Origin of the sequence: Paraburkholderia sp., from assembly GCF_034668105.1 — a bacterium.
GTDB lineage: Bacteria > Pseudomonadota > Gammaproteobacteria > Burkholderiales > Burkholderiaceae > Paraburkholderia.
This window is the reverse complement of the sequence record NZ_JAXDPY010000545.1, coordinates 1-16,166: the sequence shown is the minus strand read 5'-3', so window position 1 is coordinate 16,166 and position 16,166 is coordinate 1. Positions and strand designations below refer to the sequence as shown.

The window sequence follows — 16,166 nt, the reverse complement described above, 5'->3', positions numbered from 1 at the left end:
TGGTAGGGAGAGAACCGTTGCTGATCGATGAAAGCCTGAACATCAACCGCTTCAGATGAAGAGTTGGCTGAGGACATAATGAAGTCTCCTGATTGCGCGACTCGCGTGCGCGTTGCTGATTGTGAGTACGTTGCCCACACTTGAATGCTTGTCGATACCGGTACGGAAATCGAAGATGCACTCGCCATCCCGATTTCTGCGTCATACCGGCCTGGGAGTGACTTAAACGGAGCCCGGTAATATCCGGGTCCGGGTATCTCAGTCAGCCCTATAGTCGAGCGCAGATGTCACGGCGGCATTGCGTTCAATGACTGATGCAGCCGCGAGCAGGCGCAATTCCCGAAAACTGTCCGCCACCAGTTGCACGCCGATCGGCAGTCCACCGGACAGGCCCGTTGGGACACTGATTCCAGGAAGTCCAAGCGCTGCAGTGGCGATCATGGGACTCTGGGCGGCTACGAGCGCGCGCATCTCATCGACCGTTCCCAGGTCCGCACCCCACGGTTGAGGCAGGCGACATGAAACGGGCAAAAGAGCAATTGCGTAGCGGCCAAGGAATTCGTTCCACTTGCGACGCAATTCGTCGCGCCGCGCGATCGCCCGAACGTAACCGTTCAGGTCGACTGTGGGCCCGCAATCAGCCATGTTGTGGACCGATCGTTTGATGTCGGCGTCTCCGATCGCATCTACGCCGGCAATCATGCCAAGACGAGACTCCGTCATTACGATCGACTGCCACACTTCAACGCACTGCTCAATTTCAGGGGGCAGCGCGCGCTCGACGATATAGCCGGCCGCTGCAAGCGCGGTCGCTGCCTGCTGGAGCGCTGCCTTGATTTCCGCACAAACCGTGGTTCCCGGTATCTCGTCGATCAGGGCGACCTTCACTGGCGCAAAATCATCCGGGTGTTCCAACCGCGCATCGACCCACGTTGGGTCACGCGTATCGGCGGCGATCATTGCGCGTAGTCCGAGTAACACATCGGCAACCGATCGAGCGAGTGGGCCCTGCGCGGACATGGACTGAAGGCCGTAAAAGCGCTGGCTGGTGGTCGGGTGGTAGGCCGGGATACGTCCCGGCGTGGTACGCAGGCCCACCACACCATTAACGTATGCGGGGTAGCGGATAGATCCGGCGATGTCGGTGCCATGCGCCAGAGCGCACATGCCTGTTGCTACCGAAACACCCGCACCACCGCTCGATCCACCTGACGTAATATCCTGCCGCCACGGATTCAGCGTCCTGCCGTGGAGTGGATTGTCGGTGAACCACCTGAAAGAAAACGGCGGTACGTTCGTGCGGCCGATGATGTTCGCGCCGGCATTACGTAGGTTAACGACCACCGAACTGTCCGCGGGGGCGACGCGTGCAGCGTAAGCCGGAACGCCATTCGTCGTTGCTTCGCCGGCTACATCGACGTTGAGCTTTATCGTCAACGGCACGCCATGCAGAACTCCGGCCTGGTGGGGTGCGTTTCGCAGCAAATCGTCTGCCCGATTCGCGGTCTCGATCGCCTGCTTGCGGTCCGCATGCACGATGGCATTCAGTCGTGGGTTGACCGAATCAATGCGCTGGTGGAAGGCCTTGAGCACCTCCGCGCAAGAGACAGAACCTGCGCGAACCTGTGCGGCGATATCGACGGCGTGCCAACGCCAGATCTCGCCTGGCAGTGTAGTGGTTGATATTTTGGCTTGCAGGAAATCGCCGTTGTGCTTGGTTGACATGTCTTATCCAGCTTAATGTCGTTACACGGGAAGAAGGGGTGAGTGCGAATATTCTTGCACCGGACCACTATCCAGACAACCGAGCGGCGGGATAAAGTGTATCGAAATTCTTGATATCACCTGGAACGAAACTATGGCTTCCCTTGATGTGGAATGGATCTGGGTTTTCGACGAGATATACAAGACGCTGAGTGTGACGAACGCCGCGGATAAGCTCGGCATTACCCAGGGCGCCGCCAGTACCGCACTTAATCGTCTGCGTGCCTATTACGACGATCAGCTTTTTATCCGCACCTCACGCGGCATGCGGCCAACGCCGCGTGCCGTCGCGCTACACCCCGTGCTGCACCAGGTGCGCGAAGATCTGGAAGTCGCTCGAACAGGTGTGCCCGTCTTCGACCCGGTCGATTCCCACCGGACATTCCGTGTGTGCATGACCGACCTTGGCGAGATATCCCTGCTTCCGCGGCTGCTTAGCCACCTGCAGTCTCACGCACCCGGCATTCATGTCGAGGCCGAGAAGATCAATTCCGACAGTCCACGACGGCTGGAAGACGGCACAGTCGACCTGGCGGTGGGTTACATGCCGCAACTCGATGCCGGCTTCTATCAGCAATCCCTGTTCGAGCAGGACTTTCAGTGTATTGCGAGCCTTTCGCACCCACGCATTGGAAAGCGGCTCGGCAAGGCCGCCTACGGCGCCGAACGGCACGTGGAAGTTTCCAACCCGGGGACTGGGCATACCGCGATGGTCGACAAGGCGCTCGCTTCTGCTGGCGTCACACGCGACATCGCGTTGCGGGTGCCGAGCTTTCTGGCCGTTGCGCAGATCGTGAGTGAGACGGAACTTCTCGCGACCGTGCCACGCTATTACGCACTCGCCATGTTGTCCCGCGAGCCGATTCGCAATCTGGTGGTGCCGTACGAGTTGCCGCGCTACACCGTGAGGCAGCATTGGCATGCGCGTTTCCATCGCGATCCCGGCAACGTCTGGTTGCGACAGACAGTTGCCAGTCTCATGCCCGCCGCTGTGATGAGGCATCCGCTATGAGCGGAATGAAGCGGCGGCCTGGAAGCCCCGCTCAAGACCGTGGCCTGCCAATAGGGCTTATTGCAGACCGGCGTAAACCATCTTTGTGAACTGATCGCCGTTGAACACAAAATTCCCCCATTTCGCGTCAAAGGCGGCGGTGGGCTTGGCGGCAATAATTTCGTCCAATGACTTGCCTTGCTTTTTCAAGGCCGCGACGTTGTCGCGTACCGCGACCAACATGTCGCGAAACTCGATCAGTTGCGCGCGTGTACCCACCGCACCGTGGCCTGGAATGACGATCGTGTGATCTGTCGTGAATGCCACAGCCTTGTTGGCCCATTCGATCGCACCATTGATGTCGCCACCATCTTCGTTATCGATGTACGGATAAATGCCATTCCAGAAGGTGTCTCCGAGGGCCAGCACATCGGCCTTTTTGAAGTAGATCCAGACATCACCGTCGGTATGGCCATGGCCAAAGTTTTCGACTTCGATACGTGTTCCATCGAAGTTAAAGGTCTTTTCATGGTCGACAATCAGCGTCGGACGCGCACCTGGCGGCACCGGATCGAAGGTCCAGTTCCAGGCATTGACGTGAGTGGTTTCGCTCAGATGCCTCAGGGTATTCTTCTGCGCGACAATGGTGGCGCCGTCCGCATGCATCCATGCATTGCCATCGGTATGATCCCAATGCCAATGCGTGTTGACCACGTATTTCAGCGGTGCGGGACTGATCTTGTCGAGCGCTGCCTGCACCTTTGCCCGCGATTTGCTGATGCCCGCGTCAACCAGGAACTTGCCACCCTTGCCCGACAGGACGGTGATGTTTCCGCCAGAACCCATTAGCACGGTGATATTGCCACGCAGAGGTTGCACGACGAGATCAGCAGCCGCACGGCGTAAATATCGCGACCCTGCGCCGGTATGAAAGTAATCATCCGGCACAGCGTCCTTGCCTGATGAAGGCTGACTAACGGTCTCGGCGAACGCCGCTGTAGAGGCTAGCGGAAAGCCGATAGCCATGGCGATCGACGCCAGTGATAGGCCGGACAATACGCCCGATTGCTTACACAACTTGATGAACGCATTCATTTTTTCATCTCCGTTAAGCACACCGGATTGCCCGCGTGTGGAACAAGCATGGGGACAGGCGGTGAGCTTCGATATCTATGGGGTGAGAGGAACGGTGTCAAAGCGAGCATGCCGAGCGCAACGACAAACAGAAGCCAGACTGGAACGGCAAAGGTGCCCGTTAAATCGCGCAGCGAGCCGACCAGCAAGGGCCCCGCAGCCGCAATCAGGTAACCCACGGTCATGACGAATGCATTCCACGTGTTAGCCTCGTCCGCATCGTGCACGCTATCGAGTGGCAAGGTCATGCCGAGTGTAAAACCGCCGCCCAGACCAAACGCCGCGATGGCAATCCAGACTTGGGGTATGAGTAGCGGCGTCAATGCCAACCCCAGCGTCCCTACTGCCGCGAGCGCCGCGCAAGCTGCGAGCCATCCACGGCGGTCATGAGCCCGGCTCAAAAAGCCGAACACAGGGATCCCAACCGTAAATGCGGCGGTGTAGGTTGCAAGCAGAATGCCCGCCGACGCCGCGGACAGTCCGTGCTCCAGATATATTGGCGAAGTCCAGGACAGCAACGCGAAGAACAATAAATTGTCGCAAGCGAAAAACAACGCAACCAGCCACGCTGTCCGGTTCTTCAGCGGTAATCTTGCTGCGCGCGCCGCCCTGTTGACTACAACCGGGGCCTTCCGCCTTTCCCATACAAGGATTGCAAGCCCTGCGAAAACCGCAATCAGCGCGACAGGCGTCCAGACACCTGTTCCAAGTCGCCAGCCATTGGCGCCCGCAATCGCGGCGATCGGCCCGGTCGCGGCAGCAGAGACGCTGCTGCTGAACGCGAGCGCGATTGCATAGATGCTCATGAACATCGCCACCCTGGTTGGGAATCTGGACTTGATCAGCCCCGCGAACAACGTTCCGGCTATCGCGATTCCGGCTCCCACACCCGCTGTAGTCAACAGAAGCATCGAGACGTTCGGCGCAAATGTGCGCGCCGACATCGATACAAACAGCAATACGAGGGACCCAAGCAACACGCCATTTCTTCCAAAGCGCCGTGCCAGCCACGGGCTCGGCAGCGCCAGCAGCCCCATGAGCAGAATCGGAATGGTCGTCAACAATGACGCCATTGCATGCGAAAGTGAAAACTCCCGGCTGATGAGCGGCAATACCGGCCCGATCGAAGCGATGCCGGGTCGAAGAGCCATCGCTATGACTACCATCGCGACAACTAGCAACACCGCCTCTTTTGCATCAGCTGATCCTTGCTGAGTATTGTCAGCATGAATCTCTGTCACAGCACTATTCGACACGATATCCTCGCCATCGCGATCGGCATTTATGGGTGGTACGGCAAGAGTCTTCATTGAAATACCTCTGATGAAGTCGCGAGACTTCTCACGAACCGACGCTTTCAATGTCGAGCCGTAGGGGGCTGGTAAGAACTGATGGAGGGAGGATGCGCCGATCCGGCAATAGGCGTCCAAGACTGGTTGATTATCCTGGCTATAGGAGATACCAATACTTGGGAGAGACGTGATGCTTCTACGGCACATCACTCATTGCTGAGGTATACGTGAAGATGGTCGAAACGACTAGCTTCACGTGACTGTTACGACCTCGTGCAACGCCTGAGCATAGGAGATGATCGACAAACCAGATCGATGCGCGGCATCAAATCGGTGCCCGTCCACGCGGACATCCATGGTCCCCAACGCGAACGTGCGGTATCCTCGTTCCTGTTGCGCATGACCCCAACAAAGAGGCGACAGTGCTTGAACTATCAGTTCGTGACAAAGCAATGCTAAGTGGTGAATCCGGCGATGGCGCAGCGCTCGCGATGCGTATAGTCGTCGCCACGGCGCATGTGATGAACGCTCAAAGACTGGTCGACATTTCCTCCGCTCATATCGACGGATGTCTGTACCACGGCTCCGTGAGTCTCGATTTCGTCGAGCGATTTGTCGCGTCCGGAACGCGAGTCACCGTTGCGACCACACTCAATGTCGGATCACTCGACCTGATCCACCCGGAGTTGTATCGCGGAAAACCGGAAACCGCGCGCGCGGCAAAGCGCCTGATGGAGGCGCATCTGGAACTCGGCTGCGAAGCGACTTTCACCTGCGCGCCGTACCAGCTAAAACACCGCCCACGTTTAGGCGATCAGATCGCGTGGGCTGAATCGAATGCGATCGTCTTCGCCAACTCGGTTTTGGGCGCCCGCACGAGTCGCTACGGCGATTTTCTCGATCTCGCGGCGGCAATTGCCGGCCGCGTTCCGTATGCCGGGTTGCACGTCACCGAAAACCGGGCCGCCCGTCTTGTGTTCGCAGCGCCCGACTTCAGCGATTCGCCGCGGCGCGACGCCTGTTTCGCCGCGCTCGGCTTTCTTCTCGGCCTTGAAGCGGGGGCAACGGTCGCCGCGATCACCGGATTGCCGGCGGACACGACAGAAGACGAATTGAAATCTCTTGGCGCCGCGGCCGCATCCAGCGGCTCAGTGGCGCTCTTTCACGCGGTAGGAATTACCCCGGAAGCGCCGACGCTCGATGCCGCGCTACAGGGCGGCAAGCCGGAACAGACGATTGTTGTCAGCGAGGCGGATCTGGTCGCGATCCATCGCAAGTGGAACGATGCTCGCTCCAGCGAGCCGCTCGCCGCGATCAGTCTGGGAACACCGCATTTTTCGGTCGACGAGTTTCACCGGCTCGCCACACTGTTCGAATCGTACGACGGGCCGCTCCGATGCGACTTCTATGTCAATACGAGCCGTTATGTTCTCTGGCAGATCGAAGAGGAGGGCCTCGCCCAGCAACTGGCCTCGCGCGGCGTTCAGATTGTGGTGGACACATGTACTTACATCACCCCCGTGATGAAACAGATCAAGGGACGGGTGATGACTAACTCAGGGAAGTGGGCTCACTATGCCCCTGCGAACATCGGCGTCACAGTCGCGTTCGGAAGCATGACCGAATGTGTTCGCTCCGCCTTCGAAGGGAGAGTTTGCACTGATGAACTGGCCGGCTAAACCGATGACCACGATCCCGCCCACTCTCGAACTTGACGGCCAGGTCCTCGTGCCGGGGCGCGCAAGCGGCCTGACCATCGCGCTACCGCCGTTGAGCTTCTGGGGTGGCTACGATGCTGAAAACGGCGTGATCGTCGACAAGACACATGCGGGCTACGGACAGAGCCTGAAAGACCGGATGCTCATCATGCCGCGGGCGCGCGGGTCCAGCTCCAGCAGCAGCGTGCTGGCTGAAGCATTGCGCAATAGGACAGGCCCCAGCGGCATCGTACTGGCAGAACGCGACCTGATTCTTGCCATAGGCGTGATTGCCGCCAACGAGCTCTACGCCCTCAGCGTACCCGTCGTGAGTGTCGGCGAAGATGTGTTCGCGCAAATTGCGTCTTTCACCGCAACACTGGAGATCGACGCCGGCGATGCGTCGCGCCCCGCGAGAATTTACGTCCAGAAAAGGCTTATACCTTCATCCAGGACGCCAGGAAATGATTGAACGAATAGGTTTTATCGGTACGGGGACCATCACGGAAGCTATTGTTACTGGCCTCGTTGCGGCGCCGCGTGAACTACGCGAGATCTGGGTCTCGCCTCGCAATCAGGAAATAGCAGCAAGGCTGTCAGGCAGACATGCGTTGGTTCACGTCGGCCGGGACAATCAGGATGTCGCGGACCGATGCGACCTGCTTTGCCTCGCCGTGCGGCCTCAGATTGCAGAGCAGGTGCTATCGCAACTTCATCTGGCGCCGACTCACCACATCCTCAGTTTCATTGCGACTTGGAATCGCGAGCGAATTGCGGCATTGATGCCTGAGGTAAAGCAGATCGTCCGTCTTGCCCCTTTGCCGATGGTCGCGCAGGCGATGGGGCCGACCATCGTCTACCCAAACGACCGTGTCGCCACCGAACTTTTTGCGCCGCTCGGTGCCGCTATTCCTGTCGAGGACGAAGACGCTTTCGACAGTCTGTTCGCCTCCACCTCGTTGATGGGAAGTTTCTTTGCCATGATCGAGGCACAGGCGATGTGGCTGCATCAACAAGGTATCCCCTATCCCGACGCGCGCACCTATCTCGCGTCGCTATTTAAAGGGCTGGCATGCACTGCCACTACAAGAGATGAATCCTTCGCCGAACTTTCGAAGGAATTTTCGACGTCTGGCGGCCTGAACGAGCAAATGACCGCTGACCTTGAATCGAAAGGGGTATTCCGCGCTCAAGCCAGCGCGCTCGACCGTATTCTCGCCCGCATCAGGAAACAGTGATGCCGGCCTTGCAGCGACGGCTGAATCAGCGCGTCACCACCGCTTCGACAACCGACATGATCTGCTGTGCGGCCGTCTTGACGTGCTGCTCCAGCAGTTTGGCCCCACGCTTCGCGTCGCGAGTCCTGCATGCCTCGACCAGGGCCATGTGCTCGTCATGCGACTGTTCGCGAATCGGCACCTGCACGGCCTGAAAGCGGAAATACCGATCGCAGCGGTCATGCAAGACCCGCAACATCTGCAGCGTGATGTCGCGCTGCGCAGGCAGATAAAGCGTTTCGTGCAAACGCCAGTTCAACTGCCCCCACACGCCCGAATCCGCCTTGTCCATTTCCTTGACAAGCCGTTCCGCCTTGTCCATCTCGGCCTCGCTGATGCGCGGGATAGCTTCGGAAAAGATCCACGGTTCAAGACGTAGCCGGATGTCGAACGTCTCCTTCACCTCGTCGATCGAGAGTTCGGAGACATATGCTCCCTTGTGCGGGACATTGGTCAGCAAGCCCTCTGCCGTCAAACGGGTGATGGCCTCACGGATCGGAACGCGGCTGACGCCGAGTTCCTCGGCGAGCGCTTCCTGCCGCAAAGGCTCACCCGGAGCCAGGTCGCCGCTCAGGATTCGCTGCCGGATCGCCGTCGTGACGAGTTCGACTGTCGTGGGCCGGACAATCTTGCGCGTGCTTTCGTCCGCGATGACTTCACTCATCGCGGACGATTCCCTGGTACGACGTTTGGCGGCGACTGGAGGCATGATCAGCTTCACTAAAGGATTCAGGATACAGTGCCCATGCTACCACGGCATCGGCTATCGGATCCAAAATCCAATGACCAGCGCGGCGTCACTGCAACGTTTTCCGCACCCACGCGCCGTTCTTCATCACGCCTGCGATGCGCTCACCCTGCCCGGTAAGGACGCTGATATCGGATAGCGGATCACCATCGACGACCAGCAGGTCAGCGAAGGCCCCCGCGGCGACGACCCCGAGACGGCCCGGCTGTCCAACGATTTCGGCACCGATCACCGTGGCCTGACAGATAGTCTCGAACGCGCCGAGAATTTCCGAACGGATCTTCAGTTCGTCGCTTTGATACTCGTGCATGTCGCCCAGCAGGTCGGTGCCGAGTCCCATTTTCACCCCGTTGCGTTTGAGCAGTTCGAGCGCTTTCAAGCCCTGAATACGCACGTTCTCGTTTTTAGCGAGCGCACTTTCCGACACGCCGGACTTCGCCCCGACCTTGTTCATCGCGTCATAGGTAACGAGCGTCGGCACCGCAAACGCGCCGAACTCCGCCATGACTGCCGCCGCCTCGTCATCGATCAGGTTGCCGTGCTCAATAGTGCGAACGCCGAGCTTCACGACGCGAGAGATTGCCTTGCCCGTGTAGGCGTGCGCCATCACATACGTCTGGTGCGACGCCGCTTCCTCGACGATCGCCTTGACCTCGTCGACGGAAAATTGCAGGTTCCCGATCGGATCCGTTGGCGACGCAACGCCACCCGACGCCATGATCTTGATGTGGTGGGCGCCGGCGCGCATCTCTTCGCGTACGGCCCTGCGGACGTCGTCCACGCCATCGACAATGCGCCCGATTGCGCCGAGATTGCGGTGACAGCCGCAGGGGTCGGGATCGGAGTTGTCGAAGCGCTCCCGGAAGTCGCCATGACCGCCCGTCTGCGACAGCGCCTTACCGGCCACGTATAAGCGCGGCCCGGCGATCACGCCCTCTTCGATCGCACGTGAGAGCGCGTAGTCGGCGCCGCCGGCATCCCGCACGGTTGTGAAACCCCGGTTGAGCATCCCGCTCAGGATCGGTACTGCCCGCAAGACGGCAAAGGTGTTCGGCAAACGCCCGTTGGTGCCGAGATGTGCAACCGATGCAATGACGTGCGCATGGCAGTCGATCATCCCGGGCATGACCGTCTTGCCTCCCACGTCGATAACCTGCGCGCCGTCTATCGACACCGGTTCGCGAGTGACGTCCTTGATGACCTCCCCGTCCACGACAATCGAATAGCGCGCAGTGTCGTGTTCGTGATTCACATCCAGCACGCGTGCGTTCTTCAGGATCAACATTTCAATTCCCCAGCCGATTTTTGAGCGGCCCACGGGCCGCGGTAGATCACTTCAGCAAAAAGCCTTTGGCGAGCGGATCACGGTCATCGACAAAGATCGTGTTGTGTCCCGTCACTCGCGCCCACCCTTCGATGCTCGGAATAATCGCGTCGAATTCACCCACTTTGGTTGCTTCTTCCGGCACACCATTGAAGAGCGTTCCGATAATGCTTTCGTGAACAAAACGTTCACCGATCTTCAGTTTGCCCTTGCCGACCAGATGTGCCATTCGCGCGGAAGTCCCCGTGCCGCAAGGTGACCGGTCGATAGCCTTGTCGCCGTAGAACACGGCATTGCGTGCGCTTGCACCTTCGACGGTCGGCTCACCCGTCCACATCACGTGGCTCAGACCGCGGATTTCGGCCTTCTCGGGATGAACGAATTGATACTTCTCGTTCGCTTTCTGACGCAGGATCGGACTCAGACGCTGAATATCCGAAGGCTTGAGTGTGTGCAGGCCATCGAAGTTTTTCTGCGGCTCGACGATCGCGTAGAAATTTCCGCCATAGGCGACATCGAAGCGGACTTCGCCGAGCCCCTCGACGTCCACCGTCAGGTCCGTGGAATGAAGGAATGACGGAACGTTGATGAGCTGCACGGAATCGACGTTGTCGCCGTCCATCTTGTAGCGGGCAACCACGAGACCGGCCGGCGTGTCCAGACGGAGCACACCGGGTTCACGCGGACGCACCAGACCGTGCTCGATGGCCGTTGTGACCGTCCCAATGGTGCCGTGGCCACACATCGGCAGACAGCCGCTGACTTCAATAAACAGGATGGCAACGTCGCAGTCGGACCGGGTCGGCGGATAGAGGATACTGCCCGACATCACTTCATGGCCCCGAGGTTCGAACATGAGCGACGTCCGGATCCAGTCGAACTCGCGCTCAAAGTGCGCGCGTCGCTCGATCATGTTCGCGCCTTCCAGCCGCGGCGCGCCGCCTGCGACGACGCGGACCGGATTGCCGCACGTATGTCCGTCGATGCAAAAGAATGTCGATTTCATAACCCTGCTTTATCCAGAATGACCTGCAAAAAATAGCCTGGCGCAGACCCCATCCGCATTACTTCGACAGGGCGCGCACGTTGGCAAGCGTCTTCTCTACAATTGCAATGACCTTCTGGCGCTCCTCGCCTTCGAGCTTCAGGCGCGGAGCCTTCACGGTTTCCGAATAGCCGGCCGTGATGTTCTCGGCCAGCTTGATGTACTGAACGAGCTTCACGTGCGTATCCAGATGGAACAGATCGATCAGTGCACGGTACAGCTTGCGGGCCCGTTCATAGTTGCCGGCAATGGCCAGATTCAGCAATTCAACCGATTCTTTCGGCACCGCGTTAGCCATGCCGGAGACCCAGCATGCCGCGCCCAGCGCAGCGGACTCAAGCACCAGATCGTCGACACCGCACACGACGGCCAGGCGGTCGCCGAAACGGCCGATCAGATCGGTGACCCGCGTGGTGTCATACGATTCTTCCTTGATGGCTTCGATCGTCGGCTCTTCCAGCAGTTGTGCCACCACGTCCGGCGTCAGGTCCACGCCATATCCGCGCGGGTTGTTATAGAGCAGGATCGCGAGGCTGGACGCCTGAGCGACAGTCCTGTAGAAGGCAATCGTTTCCCGGGCGTCGGACTTGTACGTGAGCGCGGGAAAAACCATCAGGCCCTGAACGCCGAGCGTTTCGGCGTCCTTCGCGTACTGCACTGCATTTGCCGTCGTGGTTTCAGCGAGGCCCGCAATCACCGGTACGCGTCCGTTCACGGTTTCAAGGGCAAGCTTGATTACCGTGCGCTTTTCTTCCGGCGTAAGCTGGGCGCTCTCACCCACCATACCCATGATGACGACGCCACCGACGCCGCTGTCGATGAGACGGTTCAAACCTGCCTTCATCGCTTCGTGATCGAGAGAACCGTCGTCCTTCAGCTTCGTCGTGACAGCGGGGAACACACCTTTCCAGTTGACTTGCATGGCTACACCTTTCAAAAAAAGATAATCAGAGGCGGGAGCTCCCGCGGGTCGATCGAGGTCGCGGGGCCCCGTTAATTCCGGAAGCGGTTGATCGAGTACGGCTCAAGTCCGATTCCGGGTGTTCGATTGGCAAGCAGGTCCGCGACAAGCGCACCTGTTGTTGCCGATTGCGTCAGACCAAGGTGACCGTGGCCGAACGCATAAATGACGGACGGCGCGCGCGGCGATGGGCCAATGACCGGCAGAGAATCCGGTGTGGCCGGACGGTGCCCCATCCATCTCACGGCGCCCTTGTCGTTGATACCGGGCAGGAAGCGCTTTCCGAGCGCGAGCAGCGCGTCACTGCGTTTGTAATTCGGTGGCGCCTTGAGACCGGCGAATTCGGCGGCGCCGCCAATGCGCACGCCGATATCCAGTGGGGTGGCAACAAATTTGCGTTCGGCAAAAATCACTTCGCGCGACAGGCTGATGCCATGTGCGGGAAGCGTCGTGTTATAGCCCCGCTCGCTGTCCAGCAGAACGCGGTCGCCGATCGATCCGGCAAGTGCAGCGGACCATGCACCGGTTGCCACGACGAGGCGGCGCCCCTTTACCCGTTCGCCTGCCTCGGTGACCGCCGCTGGCGCAAGCGCATCGGCGAGATCAAGTGCTTTCACTGCGCCGACCACAAACGTGGCACCGAGTTGCTTCACGCGCTCGCGCAGTTGCGTCACGAGACGCTTCGGGTCACCGATGTGCGACCAGTCGTCGAGAAACACACCATGACGAAAAACCGGCGCGAGGGACGGTTCGCAATCGCGAACCTCGTCGGCCGACATGGCGTGCCAGCGCACACCCAGATCCCGTTTGAATGCCCATTCGTGCTGGTCGGCGGCGAAGGCTTCGTCGCTCTCGTAGACCGTCAATGCGCCGCGGCGATAAAAGCTCTCCATCGCGCCAATGTCCTTGAACATCGGGACTATGTCGTCGTAGACGCGGTTGTTCAGCATGGCCAAGGCCAGAGAGATTTCGCGGAAACGGTCCTTGTTGCCCGAGCGCTGAAATTCCATGAACCAGGGCAACGCGGTCGGCAGATGTTTCCAGTCAAGCGCCAGCGGCCCCAAAGGATCGAACAGCCACTTCAGCGCCTTCATGTACAAGCCGCTCACTGAAATGGGCGTGCTCTCCGTGACGGCGATACCGCCCGCGTTTCCGTGCGACGTACGGTCGCCTTCGAAGTCGCGGTCGATGATCGTTACGCTAGCGCCATCGCGCAGTGCGGACCACGCACAGGCGAGACCGACGATTCCGCTACCGATCACCACAACGTCGGGGGTCATCCGGAAGTTTTGCGCTTGCTGAGTCATTGCCGTGAGTCGAGGTATTGCATGGGTGGACGGCAGATCTTCCGTCCACCGTGGCTTCAGTTACTTGGATCCGAGTACCGTAATCGGCTTCCACTGTCCGTTTTCGCACTTGTAGACGGTGATGATCGCGTCGCGCAGATCGCCGTACTTGTCGTAGGCAAAGTGATCGCTCGTGACGCCCTTCATGTCGGTCTTCGCGAGCACCGGCAAGTAGACGGACGGGTCTGACGAATTGGCCTTCTGCATCGCCTGCATCATGGCGATGGCGCCGTCATACGTGTACGGCGCATAGGTTGTCGGTTCGGAGCCGAACTTGGCCTTGTAGCGCTGCGTGAAGCCCGCGCCACCCGGCATCTTGTCCAACGGCAGCCCCGCGAGCGAGACAATCGCGCCGTCCGCCGCCGGTCCGGCAATCTTGATGAAATCTTCCGTCTTCGACATTTCACCCGAGGCAAACGTCGCCTTCATCGCCAGCGTGCGCGCCTGCTTCACCATGGGTGCGGATTGCGCATCGGCACCCGCGTAATAGATGAAATCAGGATTCTTCGACTTGATGCCGGTCAGAATCGCCTTGAAGTCAACGGCTTTGTCGGACGTGAACTGATGGTCAACGATGTTGCCGCCGGCCGCCTTCACTGCCATTTCGAACTGCTCCGCGAGACCCTGGCCGTATGCCGTGCGGTCGTCGATGATCGCAATACGCTTCGCATGGAGCGTCTCGACGACGTACTTGCCCATCACACCGCCCTGCTGTGTATCGGACGTCATCATCCGGAACGTGGTCTTGAAGCCCTGACGCGTATACGCGGGTGCGGTTGCCGTCGAGATCTGCGGAATGCCTGCGTGCGAATAGATCGCCGACGCGGGGATCGTCACGCCGGAATTGAAGTGACCGAGCATGCCCTTGATGCCGTCATCGACCAGCTTCTGGGCGACGACGGTGCCCGTCTTCGGGTCCGCCTGATCGTCGAGCGCTTCCAGCACGAACTTCGTTTCCTTGCCGTCGATAGTAGGCTTGGTGGCGTTGAAGTCGTCGATGGCGAGCTGCACGCCCGACTCGAAATCCTTGCCATACTGAGCCTGCGCGCCCGTCATTGGAGCGGCCAGACCCAGTTTGACCGTTTGTGTTTCAGCGGCCTGCGCGGCGCCGAGCGACAGAAGCAGAAATCCCGAAGCAGCGGCCGCAAAAGCAGTGGCTGCCAGAGCAGTGGTGCGAACTTTCATATCAGTCTCCTTGCTACCCGTAAAGCCGCGTTGAACGCCGAAAATATTATATTGGATCCAATATACAACAACTTTTTGTATGATGCGCGCCTTCAGCGGGTCTGTCAAATGCGCTCGAAAAATTGGCGGAGCGCGATCTTCCGCCATCCCGCCCAAGTCCTACACCTGTTCCATCACGTCAGGATCCTCAAGCCCACGCAGCTTGTGAACCTGGTCTTCGAGCGGCGCAACCGCGAGTTGTGCGAACACCAGCGCCGCTCCGGTATCAGCGTGGTCATACAGCCCAGCTTCGCCAAGCAGGTTCAATGTGCCGAGGGTGACGCCATTCTTGCGCACGGGGATGTTCAGCACGCTCTCACATCCAATCGACCACAACGTCTCGTATTCTGAAAACACCGACTTGATGTCCTCGCGCGTAGAGCCGACAAATATCTCACCGCGGTGAAGAACCTGATCCGACCAGCGGCTTTGCGTCACCCGCTTGAGTCCGCCTATCGGATTGATATCCAGGCGATTGCTATGCAGACGTCCCAGACGGCTCGACGCCTCGTCATAAGCCAGCACGGTAAAGAGCCGCTGGCCGAATACCTCGGTGAGGGAGCGTTCGAGCTCCGGCCATACGAGGTCGGCGTCTCCGCCATTCTGCTGCATCCGGGCGACACGCTCGATCGCCCGTAAAATGAGTGCGTGGTTTGTGTTCGTCACGAAAACTCCTTATTTTGCGGGTCGAAGCGCGGCGTTTTGCGCCTCGGGAAGCATGGAGCCGTACTCCGCCTCCGAAATTTCCTCGAGCGTCTTTCCGGTCGTCGAGACGCCCAGGAAAATCACGGCAAGCGCGCCGACCAGCAGGATGACCGTGGTCATGCCAAACACGCCGGCGAAACCCCACAGCGGGTAGATATAGCCCACCAGCATTGGCGAGCAGATTGCACCGATACGGCCGAACGCGGACGCCGTGCCCATTCCAGTTGCGCGCAGATGTGTCGGGAACACTTCAGGCGTGTAAGCATACTCGCCCGCATTGACGCCATTCATCGCGAAGGACATGAAGATCGAAGCCAGGACGATCGACGTGTCGCTGCCCGCATTTGCCAGCCATATACCTGCGGCACAAGCCAGTGCCATGTAAGCGACGATCGTTGCCTTACGTCCCAGCTTTTCGCAAAAGTATGCCGACGAGTAGTAACCGGGAATCTGCGCGAGGTAGATCAGGATCGAGACGGAAAAGCTCTTCGTGATGGTCATGCCATGCTGAACGAGCAAGCCGGGAATCCAGACGAAGAACGCGTACGAGCAGAACGTTACCGACAGCCACAGACACCAGGTCATCAGCGTCGTCTTCGCGAGCGGCGGCTTCCACAGCAGCTTCAGGTTTCCGAAGAATGATCCCGAATACTCATAA

At 59.3% G+C, this 16,166-nt stretch carries 16 protein-coding genes; 4 read left to right on the top strand and 12 right to left on the bottom strand.

The genetic code is table 11. The features are described from left to right. Both QOC89_RS24215 and QOC89_RS24210 read right to left on the bottom strand, forming a co-directional pair. Positions 1–188 (bottom strand): hypothetical protein (locus QOC89_RS24215; protein WP_323047334.1); only part of this gene is annotated, 188 nt, incomplete at its 3' end. Between the two features lie 70 nt (positions 189–258). Continuing rightward, positions 259–1,725: an amidase gene (locus QOC89_RS24210; RefSeq protein ID WP_323047333.1), complete on the bottom strand. Its 1,467-nt coding sequence runs from the start codon at positions 1,723–1,725 to the stop codon at positions 259–261. 133 nt (positions 1,726–1,858) lie between these two features. On the opposite strand from QOC89_RS24210, the gene QOC89_RS24205 reads away from it, so the two are divergent. Continuing rightward, positions 1,859–2,776: a LysR family transcriptional regulator gene (locus QOC89_RS24205; protein ID WP_323047332.1), complete on the top strand. Its 918-nt coding sequence runs from the start codon at positions 1,859–1,861 to the stop codon at positions 2,774–2,776. Between the two features lie 57 nt (positions 2,777–2,833). On the opposite strand, the gene QOC89_RS24200 is transcribed toward QOC89_RS24205, so the two are convergent. Then, complete coding sequence (locus QOC89_RS24200; RefSeq protein WP_323047331.1) at positions 2,834–3,850, bottom strand: MBL fold metallo-hydrolase; 1,017 nt, start codon at positions 3,848–3,850, stop codon at positions 2,834–2,836. Then, positions 3,847–5,319, bottom strand: coding sequence for a CynX/NimT family MFS transporter (locus QOC89_RS24195; protein WP_323047330.1), 1,473 nt, complete (start codon positions 5,317–5,319; stop codon positions 3,847–3,849). Before QOC89_RS24195 ends, QOC89_RS24200 begins: the two co-directional genes overlap by 4 nt. A 284-nt stretch (positions 5,320–5,603) precedes the next feature. On the opposite strand from QOC89_RS24195, the gene QOC89_RS24190 reads away from it, so the two are divergent. The 3 genes from QOC89_RS24190 to QOC89_RS24180 are packed head-to-tail and all read left to right on the top strand — an operon-like array spanning position 5,604 to position 8,116. Further along, positions 5,604–6,860: an aconitase X catalytic domain-containing protein gene (locus QOC89_RS24190; protein ID WP_323047329.1), complete on the top strand. Its 1,257-nt coding sequence runs from the start codon at positions 5,604–5,606 to the stop codon at positions 6,858–6,860. Positions 6,861–6,864: 4 nt separating this feature from the next. Continuing rightward, positions 6,865–7,350 (top strand): aconitase X swivel domain-containing protein, encoded by a 486-nt coding sequence (locus QOC89_RS24185; protein WP_323047328.1) that lies wholly within the window; start codon positions 6,865–6,867, stop codon positions 7,348–7,350. Next, positions 7,343–8,116, top strand: a complete 774-nt coding sequence (locus QOC89_RS24180) for a pyrroline-5-carboxylate reductase (RefSeq protein WP_323047327.1) — start codon at positions 7,343–7,345, stop codon at positions 8,114–8,116. The genes QOC89_RS24185 and QOC89_RS24180 overlap by 8 nt, the downstream gene beginning before the upstream one ends. A 25-nt stretch (positions 8,117–8,141) precedes the next feature. On the opposite strand, the gene QOC89_RS24175 is transcribed toward QOC89_RS24180, so the two are convergent. The 8 genes from QOC89_RS24175 to QOC89_RS24140 all read right to left on the bottom strand — a co-directional run. Next, entirely contained in the window at positions 8,142–8,819 is a 678-nt protein-coding gene (locus QOC89_RS24175) for a GntR family transcriptional regulator (protein WP_323047326.1), read from the bottom strand. A 133-nt stretch (positions 8,820–8,952) separates the two neighbouring features. After that, positions 8,953–10,188 (bottom strand): amidohydrolase family protein, encoded by a 1,236-nt coding sequence (locus QOC89_RS24170; RefSeq protein ID WP_323047325.1) that lies wholly within the window; start codon positions 10,186–10,188, stop codon positions 8,953–8,955. 46 nt (positions 10,189–10,234) lie between these two features. Continuing rightward, a complete protein-coding gene (locus tag QOC89_RS24165; RefSeq protein ID WP_323047324.1) occupies positions 10,235–11,233 on the bottom strand; it encodes a 4-hydroxyproline epimerase in 999 nt (332 codons plus the stop codon). A gap of 58 nt (positions 11,234–11,291) precedes the next feature. Beyond that, positions 11,292–12,194 (bottom strand): dihydrodipicolinate synthase family protein, encoded by a 903-nt coding sequence (locus tag QOC89_RS24160; protein ID WP_323047323.1) that lies wholly within the window; start codon positions 12,192–12,194, stop codon positions 11,292–11,294. 71 nt (positions 12,195–12,265) lie between these two features. Then, a complete protein-coding gene (locus QOC89_RS24155) occupies positions 12,266–13,513 on the bottom strand; it encodes an FAD-binding oxidoreductase (protein WP_323047322.1) in 1,248 nt (415 codons plus the stop codon). Between the two features lie 87 nt (positions 13,514–13,600). After that, a complete protein-coding gene (locus QOC89_RS24150) occupies positions 13,601–14,764 on the bottom strand; it encodes a branched-chain amino acid ABC transporter substrate-binding protein (protein WP_323047321.1) in 1,164 nt (387 codons plus the stop codon). Between the two features lie 159 nt (positions 14,765–14,923). After that, entirely contained in the window at positions 14,924–15,469 is a 546-nt protein-coding gene (locus QOC89_RS24145) for a GAF domain-containing protein (protein ID WP_323047320.1), read from the bottom strand. Positions 15,470–15,478: 9 nt separating this feature from the next. Continuing rightward, positions 15,479–16,166 (bottom strand): MFS transporter (locus tag QOC89_RS24140; RefSeq protein ID WP_323047319.1); only part of this gene is annotated, 688 nt, incomplete at its 5' end.